Source organism: Neochlamydia sp. AcF95, from assembly GCF_018342455.1.
In the GTDB taxonomy this organism is placed as follows: Bacteria; Chlamydiota; Chlamydiia; order Chlamydiales; family Parachlamydiaceae; genus Neochlamydia.
This window is the reverse complement of sequence record NZ_JAEMUC010000018.1, coordinates 1-17,638: the sequence shown is the minus strand read 5'-3', so window position 1 is coordinate 17,638 and position 17,638 is coordinate 1. Positions and strand designations below refer to the sequence as shown.

At 39.0% G+C, this 17,638-nt stretch carries 11 protein-coding genes and 1 other RNA gene; 3 read left to right on the top strand and 9 right to left on the bottom strand.

The genetic code is table 11. The annotated features are described in order from the left end of the window. Positions 1–3 precede the first annotated feature (3 nt). Entirely contained in the window at positions 4–1,488 is a 1,485-nt protein-coding gene (locus NEOC95_RS01110; RefSeq protein WP_213151080.1) for a glycine hydroxymethyltransferase, read from the bottom strand. A 552-nt stretch (positions 1,489–2,040) separates the two neighbouring features. On the opposite strand from NEOC95_RS01110, the gene cdsZ reads away from it, so the two are divergent. Then, on the top strand, positions 2,041–2,814 hold the full coding sequence (gene cdsZ / locus NEOC95_RS01105; protein WP_166154626.1) for a zinc ribbon domain regulatory protein CdsZ: 774 nt from the start codon (positions 2,041–2,043) through the stop codon (positions 2,812–2,814). A gap of 117 nt (positions 2,815–2,931) precedes the next feature. Further along, positions 2,932–3,296: RNase P RNA component class A (rnpB, locus tag NEOC95_RS01100), an RNA gene on the top strand. A gap of 312 nt (positions 3,297–3,608) precedes the next feature. On the opposite strand, the gene folE is transcribed toward rnpB, so the two are convergent. From folE to NEOC95_RS01065, 7 genes are all read right to left on the bottom strand, one after another. After that, positions 3,609–4,313 carry a GTP cyclohydrolase I FolE gene (gene folE, locus NEOC95_RS01095; protein WP_213151079.1) on the bottom strand — a complete coding sequence of 235 codons (705 nt, stop codon included), beginning with the start codon at positions 4,311–4,313 and terminating at the stop codon, positions 3,609–3,611. Beyond that, a complete protein-coding gene (locus NEOC95_RS01090) occupies positions 4,294–5,013 on the bottom strand; it encodes a TrmH family RNA methyltransferase (RefSeq protein WP_166154630.1) in 720 nt (239 codons plus the stop codon). The genes folE and NEOC95_RS01090 overlap by 20 nt, the downstream gene beginning before the upstream one ends. Positions 5,014–5,062: 49 nt before the next feature. Further along, entirely contained in the window at positions 5,063–6,658 is a 1,596-nt protein-coding gene (locus tag NEOC95_RS01085) for an ATP-binding cassette domain-containing protein (RefSeq protein ID WP_166154632.1), read from the bottom strand. Positions 6,659–6,909: 251 nt separating this feature from the next. Continuing rightward, on the bottom strand, positions 6,910–7,905 hold the full coding sequence (locus NEOC95_RS01080; protein WP_166154634.1) for a tyrosine recombinase XerC: 996 nt from the start codon (positions 7,903–7,905) through the stop codon (positions 6,910–6,912). Positions 7,906–7,916: 11 nt separating this feature from the next. Beyond that, on the bottom strand, positions 7,917–8,828 hold the full coding sequence (locus NEOC95_RS01075) for a ribonuclease Z (protein WP_213151078.1): 912 nt from the start codon (positions 8,826–8,828) through the stop codon (positions 7,917–7,919). Positions 8,829–8,840: 12 nt separating this feature from the next. Continuing rightward, on the bottom strand, positions 8,841–10,019 hold the full coding sequence (locus tag NEOC95_RS01070) for a rhomboid family intramembrane serine protease (protein ID WP_213151076.1): 1,179 nt from the start codon (positions 10,017–10,019) through the stop codon (positions 8,841–8,843). 11 nt (positions 10,020–10,030) lie between these two features. Beyond that, complete coding sequence (locus NEOC95_RS01065) at positions 10,031–10,531, bottom strand: adenylyltransferase/cytidyltransferase family protein (RefSeq protein ID WP_213151074.1); 501 nt, start codon at positions 10,529–10,531, stop codon at positions 10,031–10,033. 223 nt (positions 10,532–10,754) lie between these two features. On the opposite strand from NEOC95_RS01065, the gene NEOC95_RS01060 reads away from it, so the two are divergent. Next, positions 10,755–12,236 carry a leucine-rich repeat domain-containing protein gene (locus NEOC95_RS01060; RefSeq protein ID WP_213151072.1) on the top strand — a complete coding sequence of 494 codons (1,482 nt, stop codon included), beginning with the start codon at positions 10,755–10,757 and terminating at the stop codon, positions 12,234–12,236. A gap of 244 nt (positions 12,237–12,480) precedes the next feature. Here NEOC95_RS01060 and NEOC95_RS01055 read toward each other — a convergent pair. After that, on the bottom strand, positions 12,481–17,638 hold a 5,158-nt coding region (locus NEOC95_RS01055), incomplete at its 5' end, for a tetratricopeptide repeat protein (protein ID WP_213151070.1).

Below are 17,638 nucleotides of genomic sequence, written 5' to 3'. Positions count from 1 at the left end.
AAATCAAGCATCATTTACAATGATTTCAGGATAAAGAGGATAGTGCTGCAAAAGTTCTGCTACACGGCTTCGGGATCTTTCTAAAATTACAGGCTCTACGATTGCTTGTGCTTTACTGGGTTGCCCGGTTTTGTTATTTATAATGGGGGTAGTATGAGTAAGGATATCAGCAGAGATATCTGCGATTTCAGCCATTTCCTCAACACCTAATCCTAACGTTGTGACTGCTGCTGCTCCCATGCGGACGCCAGAAGTGTACCAGGGTCCATTTTTGTCAAAAGGTATGGCATTACGATTGACAGTCAACATGGCTTGGCGTAGTGCCGTCTCAGCATGTCTGCCCGTCAACCCATATTGAGTTAAGTCTAAAATTAGCAAATGATTTTCTGTTCCTCCTGTCACTAATCGAATCCCTCTTTTGCGAAATTGAGCAGCAAGGGCTTGCATGTTATCCACGATTTTTTGTGCATAATCGCAGAATGCCTTGCTATTAGCCTCTTTGAAAGCAATAGCTTTTGCAGCTATCACATGGGGCAAAGGACCTCCCAGGACAAGGGGGCATCCTTTATTGACAATGTCGATATATTCTTTAGTGCATAGGATAATGCCACCACGTGGTCCGCGCAGGGTCTTGTGGGTGGTAGAAGTGACAATATGGGCATAAGGAATAGGATTAAACTCACCAGTGAATACTTTCCCCGCCACTAATCCGGCAAAATGAGCCATATCGACCATTAACACGGCCCCCACGCTATCTGCTATTTCACGCATTTTAGCAAAGTTAATTCTGCGAGGATAAGCTGAATAACCTGCTAAAAGAATAGTAGGTTTCTCTTGTTTAGCCATGTTTGCAAGCTGTGAGTAATCTAAAAGCTCAGTAGAGGGATCCACATCATAAAGAACAGCTTTCATCATTTTACTGGATATGTTATGCCGGTAGCCATGTGTTAAATGCCCTCCAGAGTTTAAAGACATTCCCATGACTTTTTGATTAAGCATCAGTTGACGAATATTTTCATATTCGTGGGGAGCTAATTCATCGAGATTTTTTTTACCTAGCTTTTCAATGGTAGGATTTTGCACACGTTGCACAAGAATAGACCAAAAAGCAACTAAATTAGCATCCGCTCCAGAGTGAGGCTGGACATAAGCTTCTTCGCAGCCAAAAATAGACTTAAGCTCTTTGATGGCTATTTCTTCAACTGTATCGACGTTTTCGCAGCCTGCATAAAAACGATGATGGGCAAATCCTTCGGCATACTTATCTGTCAGAAGATTTCCCATAGCTAGTTGAACAGCTAGGGAAGAAAAATTTTCTGAAGCAATAAGCTTAAGATATGAGCGTTGATCTTTAAGTTCTTGCAAGATGCTCGCACTGATTTGAGGGGCTGTTGTTTCAATATAATCTAAAGCTGCTAAGTAGGCGATAGTAGCTTTATTACGTTCGCTGGGGGCACTTTTTGCAAAATAATTGTCTAATAATGTCATACGCAAGCTCCTCATTAAGGATCATAAGAGGAACCAATTTATCTTAAATATGCAAATTTGTAAATGAGATTACTTTTAAGGTTAAGAAATATAAAAGAAGGATTTTTATCGATTGAAGAAGATAACCAAGTTTATGGACTAAATTAAAAAAAAAGCAAAATTTAATAATAGATAAATATCTAAATATAAAACCTTTGAGTTTGAATTGAGGTTTTTTTATCAAGGAAGCTGAAAGTTAAGAGGGAATAAGAAAAGAAAAACAATTGAGAAAATTTTAAAAAATTAAGCCATTTGAGTCATTTTAAGCTGATTGAGAGAAGGAGAGGGTGTAAAAAATAATTTATATCGATTAAGTAAAGCTTTTTTTGTTTTTCTATAAAAATTCTTTTAACTTTTGCATTTCTTCTAGCTGGCTTTCTTTACAAGATGGGTTCATTCAGAAATAAACTTTTTCAGACTTTTTTCTTGAGAATTATCCTGGAAGGAACTATGCTTTATAGCAAAATAGCAAAGACCTGATTAAGGCCACCTTTACAACGCGTAGGAAAAAGCATGCAAGAAGCTCTTAACATAATTTTAGAAATACAAGAATTTGATATGCAGCTTATTCAATTAATGAGGCTCAAAAAAGAGCGCCAAGATGAATTGCATAATATTAATTCTGTTAAATCGGACTTGCAACACCAATCTCTTGTAAAAGAATCGGAAATTGCAGAATTAAAAAAGCATATACGTCTTGTGGAAGGTGAGCATCATGACATTGTCGCTAAGCTAAAGAAGCTGGAAGCGCAACAAAATCATGTAAAAAAGGTAGAAGAGTTTAATGCTTTAAGCCAAGAGATGTCGGCAGTAGATCGAGAACGTATAGCTAAAGAATTGCGATTAAGTGACCTTTATGACAAGCTAGCTATAGAAGAAGACCATCTGAAAAATCTTACTCAAAGCCTTGAAGCAACTAGCGAAAGTAGTAAAGCTCTTGAAGCTGAAATTATGGAAAGTATTCGTGAAATTAATGCTGAGGGAAGACAACTCAAGCAAAAACGTGATGAGCTTGTCCTTAAGGCTGATCCCGAAACATTTCGCATCTACGAGAGATTACTGCGCAATAAAAAAGACCGCGTGGTTGTTCCTATTGAAAACCGTTGCTGTAGTGGATGCCACATTATGTTAACAGCTCAAGATGAAAACCTAGTACGAAAAGGTGAGCGTTTAGTCTTCTGTGAGCATTGCGCACGTATTCATTATTGGCAAGAAAGCGAAGCACTTGAAGGTACAAGTGTGGCTACAAAGACGCGTCGTCGCCGTTCTACAAAAATAAAAAGTTAAGTTTAATCTAAGCGTTTACTTACTATTAAAGCAGTAAACCCTACAGTTAAGCCTTTAAGTTTATTTGTCCTTTAGGAAATATCTACCCATAATCACTTCAAGTGAATAAAAGCATGTCTGGGAAGAGAGGCAATCGCTCTTACTTTTTAAGTAAGGGAGGAAAGTCTGGACTTCATAGGAGAGGATACCAGCGAAAAGCTGGGGGCCGTAAGGCTACGGAAAGTGTAACAGAAAATATGCCGCTGTTTAACTTCTAGTTAAATAGACAGGGTGAAATGCTAACTTTAAGAGGAAGCTCTACTTGAGGAGACTCAAGAGATGACAAACCCTATCCGAAGCAAGACCGAATTAAAGCTTTATAGTTCTCCGCTATGCTTTATAAGGGTCGCTTGAGCATGTTAGTGATAATGTGCCTAGATGAATGATTGCCCAACGGTCACAAGGCCGTGAGACAGAATCCGGCTTAAAATCTTCCCAGACTTTTATTTTTCTTCTTATCTATTCAAGAAATTAGCTTTTTTCAAGCTGGCTCTCTTCTTAAAACAAGCTTTTTATTAGGTATACGATTACATAAAGAGTTGCTTAAAAAGCAAATTAGATTTTCCTGAGCTGCTTTTCTTACCTAAAGGCCTATCAAAAGCATAGGGTGAATACTTTTTAGTGCATGCGTGGGATGAATTTTTGCATGGCGAGCAAAAAAGCCCATCGAAAAGTTTTTTACCTCTAGCTAGGATGGGTTTTTAAGTTTATCCTTTGGATAAAATAGCAAGATAGTTAATGCTATTATCCCTGCCTTACACAGGCGTATTATTATACATCCTAATGCTTTCAAAAAATTCCCGGCGCACTACCTCATTATTTTGAAAGTTACCTCGCAGAATATTAGTGACCGTGTGGCTATGTTCATTTTCAATGCCGCGAGCAATGACACAGTAGTGTTCTGCAATAATCGAAATAGCTACATTCTCAGTATCAAGTAGATGAGCAAGCGAATCTACGATTTGCGCAGCTAATCTTTCTTGCACTTGAGGTCGCTTAGCAAAAAAACGCACGATACGGGGGATTTTTGATAAGCCGATCAATTTTTTATGAGGGATGTAAGCGACATACGCATAGCCGCGCATAGGAACAAAGTGGTGTTCACAAAAGCTAGTAAAATTAACTTTTACTAGGATAATATTAGCATCTTCCCTTTTAGAAGGTTCATATTTGTTCTCAAAAAAACTCACCTCAGGAAAGTTATCATCTTTAAGCCCAGAAAAGATCTCCTTAACATACATACGAGCAATACGGCTTGGAGTATCTTGCAGGGAATCATCAGATAAATCGAGCCCTAGTATTTGTAGAATCTCGGTGTACTTTTCAGCGATCAGTTTAATTTTTTCCTCATCCGTCTTATCATTTATGCTTTCTAAAATAGGAGATGGATAGCAGGTGCGGATGTGTAAGGGTGCGTTTGCTTGTAGGGGAAGTTGTTTTTTAGGTGCTTTTTTGGCCATGATCTTCCTTCTTTTGCCTATAAATTTCGCTAGCAGTTATGGCAAAGGCATTTGCCACATTTAATGAATTCTTACGGCCTCTCAGGGGGATTTCAATAAGGTGGTCAGCTATCTTTAAAACTTCATCTGAGCAACCATATTCTTCATTGCCTAAGGCTAAGGTAAAGGTTTCAGGAAAAACAAAGTCATATAAAGATATAGCTTGTGGGCTTGTCTCCATCACAATCAAGGGACGAGGCAAATCAGTTGCTTTACAGCTAGGGTGGCACTCTATCCATTGAAAGGTTCCCATAGAAGCATTTTGCACCTGTTGATTGTTTATATAGGGAGTATGCTCAGAGAAATAGATAGCTCCTAAAGCAAAAGCTTCGGTGGTTCGAATAATACTCCCTACGTTATGAGCTGATCTTAAAGAGTCTAAATAGATAGAGATGGGCCATATTTTCTCTCCTTGCGCTCGATCTCCTCGCCGGATAGATGGCAATAAATGATGCTCTCGAACTTTTCGATTAGATAACTTAAGATGGTAATGATAACGATTGGCGATCTCTTTAGCATCCGAGGAGAGTTTATCTTCCGCCTGCATCCATCCTTGTAGCTCATGATAATGAGTTAACATCTCCTCTATAGGTTGGAAGGCAATTTTGCTTTTGTAAATGGCTAATAAAAGCTCTGCACATTTTTTATGTTGTTTTTCCATAGAAAATGATAAGAACTTTCTTTTAATAAACATTTGGCCTTGAGGAATCTTAAGCTTTTTGTTTCTCTGCTTTGACAGCTAAATATTCATCTAAATTTCCGTCAAATACTTGGATACCATTTTCTTCAAAAGCAATAATTTTGTTAGCTACTTGAGAGATCAGATCACGATCATGACTGACGACTACTACTGTGCCTTTATACTCATTTAATCCCCATGCTAACGCAGAGACAGCCTCTAGGTCGAGATGATTATTAGGCTCATCCAGCAAAAGAACGTTATGCTCGGCTAACATCATACCCGCGATAATCAGGCGTGCTGTCTCGCCACCAGAAAGACTAGCTACCGGCTTAAAAGCATCGTCTCCACCAAATAGCATTTTGCCCATTACACTACGGATATCTTGATCATAGATACCAGGGCGTCTTTCTTTAAGCCATTCAAACGCTGTTTGCTTAACGTTTTTGTCTACAGCTTCCATATGATTTTGTGGAAAATAACAGATCTGTACTTGATGGCCATGTTCTATATTTCCTTTATCAGGAGATAAAGCTTGTGCTAGCATTCTAATCAGAGTCGTCTTTCCGCGGCCATTATTACCGATAATACCAATTTTATCTTCCCTAGCAATTTCTAAAGAAAAATTGGTAACAACCGCCGGTCCATCATAAGCTTTTTGTATATTGTCTACTTTCAATACAATTTTACCTGGCTGCTTTTCTGTGGGTATAAAACGGATGTAAGGACGTTGAATATTTGTTTTCTTTAGCTCTTGAGGCTGTAAACGAGAAATTTCCCGTTGGCGTGACTGCACTTGGCTTGCACGTGTTCCGGCGCCAAATTTAGACACAAATTCGCGCAGTTGAGCAATCTTTTTTTCTTTAGATTTAGCATCTGCTTCCGCCCGATCGCGTACTGCACTTTTAGCTGCAATCATATCATCATAGTTGCCAGGATAAAGGATGATAGTCTCATAATCGATATCCGCTATATGGGTAGTCACCGAATTCAAGAAATGGCGATCATGGCTGATCACAATAAGCACGCCTTTATAACCGTGCAAAAAGTTCTCCAGCCACCCAATAGACTCTAAATCGAGGTGGTTAGTAGGTTCATCCAGCAGCAAGGCTTGAGGATCTCCAAATAAAGCTTGACATAGTAGCACTCTAAATTGATGGTCTAAGGGAATCTCATGCATTTTAAGATAAAAAAATTCTTCCGCAATTCCCATACCTGCTAATAAAATTTCCGCATTAGATTCAGCAGAATAGCCATCTTCTTCGGCGATAATTCCTTCTATTTCCCCCAGACGCATGCCTACATCATCTGTCATTTCTACTTCATAAAGAGCGTCACGTTCTTTAAAGGCATCCCACAAGCGTTTATTACCCATGATTACGACATCGACCACTTTAATATCGCTATAGGCTTCGATATTTTGTTTTAGAATCCCTACTCGGTCAGGCAGAGTAATGCTTCCACTTGTGGCCTCTTCCACGCCCATAATGATTTTAAGTAAAGTAGTTTTTCCTGCTCCGTTAGGCCCTGTTAAGCCATAGCGATTCCCCGCATTAAAAGTCATAATAACTTCTTCAAATAGGACGCGGCTACCAAAGCTTTTAGATATTTTATTTAAAGTCAGCATAAGATAATAAATTTTAGATTTTTTCCTTATTATATTACCTAGAATACAGATAACTCGCAACTAAAATTCAGGATTAACTTTACCCCCTTTTAAACCCCTTACGCTGCTTTAGAAGTATGTTGAAGCCTTATTACAAAATAATGACCTAAATTTTTTTGCATGATGCAGAGTTAAATAAATTTAACCATAAAAATTTTTTTGGAAAAATTATCCATCAAAGCGGCAAAAAGAATTAGCTTTTGTGCCCTAGCTTATGAAGCTTTTGCACGGGGATGAGATTGATGATAAACTTTTTTCTTAAGCTTAGGTGATACTTGAGTATAAATAGTGGTTGTAGATAACGAGGTATGGCCTAGCAAAACTTGAATGGTTTTTAGATCCATGCCATTCTCTAACCAATGCGTAGCAATTGTGTGACGAATCGTGTGAGGCGTAATTTTGCCGGCTAAGCCACTATTTCTTATATAATTATCAAATGTTCGATCGATTGAGCGCGTGGTAAGTCGAGTACCTAACTTATTCAAAAAGATTGCCTGGGAGTCCACTTGTTCTCTATGTCCATCCGTACAAGTATGGCGTTCAGGATGCTCGAGATATTTTTGAATCCATTGAGCAGCATTTTTGGTAATGGGAATCACTCTTTCTTTTTTTCCTTTACCTTTAAGGCGTACAAGCAAGTTTTGATGATCAAAATCGCGACGATTAAGAGAAGCTAGCTCACTGACGCGTAATCCAGAGCTGTAAAATAGCTCCATAATTACGCGATCGCGAAAACCTAAGAAAGTAGAGAGGTCCGGTGCTGCAAAGATTTTTAAAACTTGGTCGTAGGAAAGAGAGGTGGGAAGCTTTTTTTCTATTTTCGGCGTATCTAGCTCTTCCGTAGGATTAATGCTTATAAATTTATGGGCAAACGCATATTTAAAGAAGGCACGAATTGAGGAAAGCCGTCTAACAATTGTCTTTTTATTGATACCGCCTTGAGTAAGTGTGGCTAAAAATCCCCGAATGGTCTTGCGGTCGATCATGGACAGAGGAATAAGGGCATCATAGGCAGTAGAATATTTATCTATCATGTTATGATGAATTTTAGGTGCTATTTCTTGAGAAGCTCTAGGAGGTAAATGGTGAGTTTCAATATAAATTTTAAAGGCATTTAGATCGATGGCATAATTACGGACAGTATGTTCCGAAGCATTTTTGATGGTTTTAAGATGCTTTAAAAACTTTTGGGCCGTAGAGATAAACATACATTTTTTTCTTAAAGGTTTTTAGGAAAAGGAAATGTTAATAAATCATCAGCAATATAAGTTTGGGGGAAGACGGCTCGAGCTTCTTCTTCAAAAGGCCTTAAGTTTTGGTAGCGTGCGGAAAAATGAGTGAGTATAAGTTGCTTTACACCGGCTTCTTTGGCAATAGTAGCAGCTTGCTTGGCGGTTAGGTGAAAATGCTTACGTGCTAGTTCCTGATGCTCTTCTAAGTAGGTGCTTTCACAGATTAAAACCTTAGCATGGCGAGCGATATCGATGGCGTTTTGACAGTAACGGGTATCGATAACTACTGCAAGGCTGTCGCCTTTCCTAATATGGCTGACCTGATCTAAAGTCACCGTTTTTCCATCTAAGACCAGAAAACCTTTCTGCTCCAGTTCACGCACTAAAGGTCCTTTAACGCCCAAAGTTTGCAGATTATTGCGCTCATATTTGCGGGTGTCAGGTTCGGTAATTCTCCACCCTAAGTTTTCTACACCATGATCCAATTCCACGGCTTCAATGCGAAATTTACCATCATCGTGAACTAGCCCCCCTTTAGAGACGGGATGTTCGACCACATGGATGAGCTCATGATAAATGGTTCCATAGCGCAGACGATCAAAAAAGCGTTTGCCACTTGCCGGGTAATAACAGTGAATAGGATGAGTAACCTTATCGAGATTAAGACGCATCAGAACAGAACCTAGCCCTAAGCAATGATCTCCATGAAAATGGGAGACAAAGATACGTGTCACCACTGTAGGAGCTACATTAGCGAAAATAAATTGTCTCTGTGTGCCTTCCCCTGGATCAAACAATAGCCCTTCATCATTCCAGCGTACTAAATAGGCACCATGGTTGCGCATGCGGGTGGGTTGCTGACTTGAGCAGCCTAAAATGATGATATCTCGTACGGTCATAAACTAAAAAAATTAACGGTTTTTATAAGCAAAAAAGTCCAGGCTACCTAACAGAAGGCCAACAATAGCTCCTGATAAGTGCGCTGTATTCGCTATACCGGGGGAAAAGGCTGATTTTGTGTAAATTTCCATCAAAAATGATACCAGTTGAATGCCAAACATCGCAATGATAAATACCATAATAAATGTAAAAGTTGAGGCCTGCAATTGATATCCTTCCCAGGCAGCCTTCTTCTGGCGCATCCAGACAAAGGTGAGCATGGCACAGAGCACCCCTGAAAATCCCAGAAAATTAGGCCCTCCCATCAAATATTGTAGAGTATTTGTTAATATGCCAGCGAGAACGATAAATAAAATGTAACGGCTAGGACGCAGGCGCTCTTCCATTTGTTTACCTAAAACAAGGAGCCATATCATGTTAAAGAATAGATGAAAAATATCATCATGGAGCAAAATAGGGGTTAATAAACGCCAAATTTGCCCTTCACGAATTTTTTCAAATAAAGGAGGATTAGACTCTTCGGAAGCATTCGCAGTGAAAAAACGATTACTCAGTTTAGCATACAGTCCTTTCCAGTAGGGGGTATGATTAAAGGTGTTAAGGAGGATCTGCTCCTGAAACGACATTTCCGTAGGATCTTGAAGGCTTTCGATCCCATAAGCACTAATAATTTTATCCATTATGGTGTAAGCGTAAGGATAATCATACATCAAAGCTTTATGGACAGGGGAGTTTAATAGCACGCTGCTGGGTAGTTTATTAGAGATGCGATTAAGTGAAGGTGCTGTGAAGGTAGAAAGGAAAAGTAGAAGAGAGCAAAGAATTAATAAGGTGGTAGTAATTTTACCCCAGCCACTGGTTTTAGCATATTGCAGTTTTTTTTGGCCTATCATTTTTAAGTGAGCTTCTTTGATTTTTTCTTTCAAAGGCTCTTTTAGCCAACTTTTTGAGGCAGGAGCAGCCGCCATAGCAGCTTGAGGATTATCTAAAAAAGCTTGCACTTTTTCCAAGGCTTTTTCTAAGTCTTCTTCTTCAATGACCCACAGTTTATAAATCATATCGCCATAATTTTGGCTACCCCAATCGGTATTCTTCTCTATTTCCAGTTGATGATTAATGCCGTAGCCTTCAAGGAAAGCAGAAAGGTTTTGTGCTTGCTTTTGATTTTTAAATGTTCCTATCAAACGCATGATCGGATCTCCTAAGATGGTAACGAGGAAATTTTCTTTAATATTTGTGAGGTAGATAGGCCAGGAATCAAATTCACGAGGTGCAGACGCCCGCCACTCGCGCGAACTATCTCTGCTTCTAGGCAATTTTCTCCATATTCTGCTCCATTGACATGTACATCCGGTTTAATAATTTTAAGCAGTTCAATAGGATTAGTTTCTTCAAACCAGGTCACATAATCGATAAAGCTAAGAGCACTTATCATTTGCAAGCGAAATTCTAAAGGAATGATAGGACGCCAAGGGCTTTTATATTGCTTGATCGATTGATCACTATTAAGGGCTGCAATAAGAATATCTGCTTGCTGAGAAGCTTCGAATAAAATTTGCAAATGCCCAGCATGTAGCAAATCGAAGGACCCATTAATCGTGGCAATCTTTTGACCTTGCTCACGTAGCTCTTCAATTTTTTGAGCCAAGTTTATAGGGGTAATATGTTTTTTTAAGCATTCTATAGACCATGTTTTAGACATATAAGCACCTTATCCAAAAGTAACGATTATTTTAACAAGCTCGGCTAATTACTAGGTATGGAAATATGCAGATTTATGGTCTATTCTTTCTCTTGCCTTTTTATCGCTTGCTAAAAGAAAAAGGTCTTTATTAATTTCACGCTGATTTTTATGTAGAGATAGAAATTTTTTTATGTTATGGGTGAAAAACAAAACTTAAAATAAAGCTGACGATAATATGCGTATGCCGTTAGGGACACCGCTTCATTTGATGAAATATAGCAAGATCGAAAAAGAAGAAGAGTTTATTGAACAGCTATCTAGGCATTCTGCGGATTTAGTCTCTTTTTTCCTCGCTGCTTGCAATGATGAGCACTGGATTGAATCCTATCCTAGCCCGATGAAAGCCCTTTTTAAATGGTTTACGGATGCCCATATTCATACCAATCTTCCTTATCATTTCTTTTATCAGGTCATACCTTCTACTTATCAGCATATGGAATTTCTAAAAGCTTTTATTCCTTTAGATTTAACGATTAAAAGCGGGGAGCAAGAATATTTTTTTAATAGCTTACTATTAAGCCATCATAGTTACTATTTTAGACGACGTATCATGAAAGAGTGCTCTTATGTAGAAAGACGTATTCTTAAGATTGATGGTATTTTTCCTCAAACGATGGAGGTGATTGAAAAGTTTGCCCTGACAAATATAGCGGAAGATGTATGGAAAAAGTCGCCAGAGGAGCTTTGGGCCCTTCTCAAAGATCTAAAAATTTTAGGCTTTGCACCCCTCGGGGAAGCCTGCGAAAGGGTTTTACATCGATACATAGATAGGAATAACGTATTAGAGATATTGATTAAAGCTCATCATCATTCCTTACCACTTTTAAAAAGTGGCTGCATAGAGTTTATCAATCAGCTAGATTGGGGCGTGCGTTTTCTGGTGACTTCGCTAAACCGTCTTTCAATAGAATTTCTACATTACAAGTCGATCGCCTTAGAAGTATTCAATACCCTCTCTTCATCTATTACCCACCTTACTTTTTCAGGTAAAATGGCTGCTGATCCTTATTTTAAAATGATGACCAATCATACCCCCCAGCTAATAGGATTAGATTTGAGTGAGTCAGCTATTTTCTTAGATCATCTAGCCGATTTTCCACCCACATTGCAAGAGTTGTGTTTATCGCGTTGCTCCTGGGTTAATGCTGAGGCTTTAAATATCTTAGCAAATACCTGCCCACATCTTTTAAAACTAGATTTAAGCAGTAATGAACATTTAAACTATGGAATATGGCCTCATCTACAACATTTCAAACAACTAAAGACTTTTGACATCTCGCGTTGCATACAAATTAACGATAATGATTTAAAAATGATTATTCAAGCCTGCCCTTCCCTTATAGAATTAAGCCTTGCCAATTGTCAAAAAGTCAGTGGTGAGGCTTTTTTTCACCTAGGTAGGTTGTTACCCAATTTATCCGCTTTAAATCTTTCACGTTCCTTGGTTATAGACGCTGCTTTAATTGATATTATGATGCATTGTAAAAATCTATATTTTCTAGACATTTCTAGATGTGACTCTCTTTCTGAAAAGGGAGTTTTAGAGGGGATTAAAAGATGCCCAAGCTTAAAAAAAGTACTTTTGAAGCATTCACCCATTAGCAAAAATGGAATTGAGTTAATTAGGAAAACTTTTCCTTATCTAGAATTAGAAATTGAGTAGGTTTATCTTTCTTTAATAACCGTTAGTGCTAGCATTTAAAAACTACTTTAGTAGATGTTAAAAGGGCTTAATGATAGGAGTGGCTACAGGCCTATGCAAGCTTGCAATTTTAAAAAAATTAAGTTTTTTACATATGCTTATTTGCTGCTTAAAATTCTTCTAGCAGGGGGTTTGAATAATCAATTAAACTTCATATTATCCTAGGCTAAACAAATTTTTAATCGTTAAACGTTTTAGTACCTCTTTATGAAAGCGTTTTTAGCTTATTGACTAGCATTGCTACTATAGGGTGGTTTCCATTAAAAAGCTTAAGAGCAATAGCAAGCGCTTTCTTGGTATACTTTTTCGCTTGGCCTAAATTGCCTTGCTGTTGGTAGATTCCTCCCAAAGCTTGGTAGATTTGTCCTAGGTTATTGTAATAGATTACCACCCTGGGATGATTTTCGCCGAAATGGTTAAGATCGATGGCAAGTGCTTTGTTAATATGCTCTTCCGCCTGGCCTAAATTTCCTTGTTCTTGGCAGATTCCTCCTAGGTTATTGTAATAAATTGCCATCCTGGGATGATTTTCACCATAAAGCTTAAGATCGATGGCAAGTGCTTTCTTGATATATTCAGCCGCTTTGTCTAAATTATGTTGGCCTTGGTAGATTGTCGCTAAGTTATTGTAGTCTCTTGCCACCCTGGGATGATTTTCATCAAAAAGTTTAAGGTCGATAGCGAGTGCTTTGTTAATAAGCTCTTCCGCTTGGACTAAGTTGCCCTCTTGCTGGTAGATCAATCCTAGGTTGTTGTAACAATTTGCCACCTCGGGATGATATTTACCAAAAAGTTCAAGGTTAATAGCGAGCGCTCTTTGAATAAACTCTACGGCCTGGCTTAAATTGCGTTGATTTTGGTAGATTTTTCCTAGGTTGTTGTAACGAATTGCCACCCTGGGATGTTTTTCTCCATAATGCTTAAGATCAATGGTGAGTGCCTTATTAATAAACTCTTCTGCCTGGCTTAAATTGCCTTTTTCCTGGTAAATGAGCCCTAGGTTGTTGTAACGAGTGGCCACCCTGGGATGATTTCCTCCATAATGCTTAAGGTCGAGGGTGAGTGCTTTGTTAATAAACTCTATTGCCTGGTCTAACTTGCCTTGGCCTTGATAAATTCTTCCTAGGTTATTGTAATGAATTGCCGCCTCGGAATGATTTTCATCCAAAAGCTTAAGGTTAATGGTAAGCGCTTTGTTGCTATAGTCTAACGCTTTGCCTAAATTGCCTTGCTCTTTGTAGATTAGTCCTAAGTTATCATAACGAATGGCTACATCAGGATGATTTTCACCAAAAAGCCTAATGCCAATGGCAAGCGCTTTGTTAATATACTCTTCGGCCTGGACTAAATCGCCTTGGTCTTGGCAGATTCTTCCTAGGTTATTGTAATAAATTGCCACCTCGGGATGATATTTACCAAAAAGGTTAAGGTCGATGGCAAGCGCTTTTTTAGTATATTGTGCTGCTTTGCATAAGTTGCCTTGTTCTTTGTAGATTGATCCCAGATTACTGTAAAAATTTGCCACCTCGGGATGATTTTCACCAAAAAGCTTAAAAGCAATGGCAAGTGCTTTGTTACTATAATCTTTCGCTTTGTCTAAATTGCCTTGCTCTTGGTAGATTTGCCCTAGGTTATTGTAATCTTTTGCTACCTCGGGAGAATATTTACCAAAAAGGTTAAGGTCGATGGCAAGCGCTTTTTTAGTATATTGTGCTGCTTTGCATAAGTTGCCTTGTTCTTTGTAGATTGATCCCAGATTACTGTAAAAATTTGCCACCTCGGGATGATTTTCACCAAAAAGCTTAAAAGCAATGGCAAGTGCTTTGTTACTATAATCTTTCGCTTTGTCTAAATTGCCTTGCTCTTGGTAGATTTGCCCTAGGTTATTGTAATCTTTTGCTACCTCGGGAGAATATTTACCAAAAAGCTCAAGGTCAATGGCAAGCGCTTTTTTAATAGACTCTTCCGCCTGACCTAAATTGCCTTGCACATGATAGATTTGCCCTAGGTTATTGTAATCTTTTGCCACCTCGGGAGAATATTCACCGAAAAGCTTAAGGCCAATAGCAAGCGCTTGGTTAATAGACTCTGTCGCTTTGTCTAAATTGCCTTGGCTTTGGTAGATTCCCCCTAGGTTGTTGTAGCAAGTTGCCACCTCGGAATGATTTTCCCCAAAAAGCTTAAGGTTAATGGCAAGCACTCTGTTAATATACTCTGCTGCTTTGCCTAAATTGCCTTGTCCGTGGTAGATTGCTCCCAATTTATTGCAACAATTTGCCACATCAGGATGATTTTCCCCAAAACGGCTAAGGTTAATGGCAAGCGTTTTGTTAATATGCTCTGCTGCTTTGTCTAGATTGCCTTGTTCTCGGTAGATTCCCTCCAGGTTATTGTAACAAGTTGCCACAGCGGGATGATTTTCCCCAAAAAGGCTAAGGTTAATGGCAAGCGCTTTGTTAATATACTCTGGTGCTTCGCCTAAATTGCCTTGCTCTCGGTAGATTGCTCCTAAGTTGGTGTAACAGATTGCCACTTTAGGATGATTTTCACCAAAAAGGCTAAGGTTAATGACAAGCGCTTTGTTAATATATTCTGCTGCTTTGTCTAGATTGCCTTGCTCTCGGTAGATTCCTCCCAGGTTATTGTAATAAATTGCCACAGCGGGATGATTTCCCCCAAAAAGGTTAAGGCTAATGGCAAGCGCTTTGTTAATATATTCTGCTGCTTTGTCTAAATTACTTAGGTCTTGGTAGATTGCTCCCAGGTTATTGCAAAAACTTGCCACTCTGAGATGATTTTCTCCAAAAAGGTTAAGGCTAATGGCAAGCGCTTTGCTAGTATACTCTTCCGCCTGGCCTAATTTGCCTTGCTTATGGTAGATTGCCCCCAGATTATTGTAATCCCTTGCCACATCAGGATGATTTTCTCCAAAAAGGTTAAGGCTAATGGCAAGCGCTTTGCTAGTATACTCTTCTGCCTGGCCTAATTTGCCTTGCTTGTAGATTAGTCCTAGATTGCTATAACTGATTGCCACCTTTGGATGATTTTCACCATAAAGCTTAAAGTGAATGACTAGCGCTTTGCGGCTATACTCTTCCGCTTTGTCCAAATTGCCTCGGTCTTTGTAGATTTGCCCTAGGTTATGGTAATCCCTTGCCACATCGGGATGATTTCCCCCAAAAAGCTTAAGGTCAATGGCAAGGGCTTTGTTGCTATACTCTTCCGCCTGGCCTAACTTGCCTTGCTCTTTGTAGATTCCTCCTAGGTCATTGTAATAAATTGCCACCGTGGGATGATTTTCCCCAAAAAGCTTAAGAGCAATGGCAAGGGCTTTTTTAATATACTCTTCCGCCTGGCCTAACTTGTCTTGCTCTTGGTAGATTTGTCCTATGTTACAGTAACTTCTTGCCACCATGGGATGATTTTCTCCAAAAAGCTTAATGTCGATGGCAAGCGCTTTGCTAGTATACTCTTCCGCTTGGCCTAACTTGCCTTGCTCTTGGTAAATTTTTCCCAGGTTATTGTAATAACTTGCCACCGTGGGATGATTTTCACCAAAAAGCTTAAGGTCAATGGCAAGTGCTTTTTTAATATACTCTTCCGCCTGGTCTAACTTGCCTTGCTCTTGGTAGATTTTTCCCAGGTTATTGTAATAAATTGCCACCGTGGGATGATTTTCACCAAAAAGCTCAAGGTTAATGGCGAGAGATTTGTTAGTGTACTCTTCCGCCTGGTCTAAACTGCCTTGTCCGTGGTAGATTTGTCCTAGATTAGTGTAACGAGTTGCCACCGTAGGATGATTTTCACCAAAAAGCTTAAGGTCAATGGCAAGTGCTTTTTTAATATACTCTTCCGCCTGGCCTACACTACCTTGCGCTTGGTAGATGTGTCCTAGATTATTGTAACAAGTTGCCACCGTAGGATGATTTTCACCAAAAAGCTTAAGGTCAATGGCAAGTGCTTTTTTAATATACTCTTCCGCCTGGCCTAACTTGCCTTGCTCTTGGTAGATTCTTCCCAGGTTATTGTAATCTTTTGCTACCTCGGGATGATATTCACCAAAAAGCTTAAGATCAATGGCAAGCGCTTTGTGGATATACTCTTCCGCCTGGCCTAAATTGCCTTGCTTGTAGATTAATCCTAGGCTGCTATAACTGATTGCCACCGTAGGATGATTTTCACCATAAAGCTTAAGGTGAATGACCAGTGCTTTGCGGCTATACTCTACCGCTTTGTCTAAATTGCCTTGCTCTTTATAGATTCCTCCCAGGTTGTGGTAAAGGATTGCCACCGTGGGATGATTTTCCCCAAAAAGCTTAAGAACAATGGCAAGGGCTTTTTTAATATACTCTTCCGCCATGCCTAACCTGCCTTGCTCTTGGTAGATTTTTCCCAGGTTATTGTAATCTCTTGCCACCTCGTGATGATATTCACCAAAAAGCTTAAGGTCAATGGCGAGTGCTTTGCTAGTATGCTCTGTCGCTTGCAGTAAGTTGCCTTGCTCTTGATAAATAATGGCAAGAGCATTTAAAACCCTCGTATTTTGTGGATTTACTTCTTTCGCTAAAAGAAACCATTTTTCTGCTTTTTTATGTTGGAAAAGCCTCCGATGTATATCCCCTTGCATCTCTGGTGAGTTATCCTCCAACTCAGAAGATTTAAGATAATCTTCATTGCCTACTAAAAATTCATGGATAGATTGATAGAAAGGAAGGAAGATGCGGTAAATTTTTTTTATCTTTTTTAAGGCTGTATGATCCAGCGCAAACTGCTGTTGAATAAGACCTGGATCCTCAAACCCAAAAGGCTTAAGCAGAGGATTCATCATCTCTTGTTGCGCTTGATAATGTGAGTAAGTCTTAAGACGCATGAATAATGCTACGCTCATCCAATCTTTTAACTTTTCACTGGCTCTTTTCGTTATAATTTCTAACTCTCTTAGTTTATCAATCCTAGCAAAAGTGTCAGAAGCTTCTACTTTTTTAAGAAGGGCTAGCCGGTCCAAAGCTAAATGAGGAAATCGATAAAAATCATTTTTAACTTTAAATAACATTCCTTGTTTGCTTAGGTTACCTATCCCTGGATCAAAATTTTCCATATCTTCCTGAACTAAATGATGTTGAGCTAGGTATTGGCATATATTAAGATTTTGTTGATAAGGAGTAGTAAGCTGGTACTGAACATTTTGTCTATATTGCTCAGTTAGCTCTTTGTTACCTAACAGATGAGTAAAGTTTAGCAACTCCATAGGAAGATGAGGCTCTCTTATATGCCACCACCGACCTCCATCATCTTTACCAATATATTGAGCCATCTGTTCAGGAGTTTGGATAAGCTCAAATGTCTTACCATTCCCCAAAGGA

Bases quoted from the DNA above. Each gene is read 5' to 3' on its own strand.
- NEOC95_RS01110 (WP_213151080.1), bottom strand. From the start codon at position 1,488: ATGACATTATTAGACAATTATTTTGCAAAAAGTGCCCCCAGCGAACGT.
- cdsZ (WP_166154626.1), top strand. From the start codon at position 2,041: ATGCAAGAAGCTCTTAACATAATTTTAGAAATACAAGAATTTGATATG.
- folE (WP_213151079.1), bottom strand. From the start codon at position 4,313: ATGGCCAAAAAAGCACCTAAAAAACAACTTCCCCTACAAGCAAACGCA.
- NEOC95_RS01090 (WP_166154630.1), bottom strand. From the start codon at position 5,013: ATGGAAAAACAACATAAAAAATGTGCAGAGCTTTTATTAGCCATTTAC.
- NEOC95_RS01085 (WP_166154632.1), bottom strand. From the start codon at position 6,658: ATGCTGACTTTAAATAAAATATCTAAAAGCTTTGGTAGCCGCGTCCTA.
- NEOC95_RS01080 (WP_166154634.1), bottom strand. From the start codon at position 7,905: ATGTTTATCTCTACGGCCCAAAAGTTTTTAAAGCATCTTAAAACCATC.
- NEOC95_RS01075 (WP_213151078.1), bottom strand. From the start codon at position 8,828: ATGACCGTACGAGATATCATCATTTTAGGCTGCTCAAGTCAGCAACCC.
- NEOC95_RS01070 (WP_213151076.1), bottom strand. From the start codon at position 10,019: ATGCGTTTGATAGGAACATTTAAAAATCAAAAGCAAGCACAAAACCTT.
- NEOC95_RS01065 (WP_213151074.1), bottom strand. From the start codon at position 10,531: ATGTCTAAAACATGGTCTATAGAATGCTTAAAAAAACATATTACCCCT.
- NEOC95_RS01060 (WP_213151072.1), top strand. From the start codon at position 10,755: ATGCCGTTAGGGACACCGCTTCATTTGATGAAATATAGCAAGATCGAA.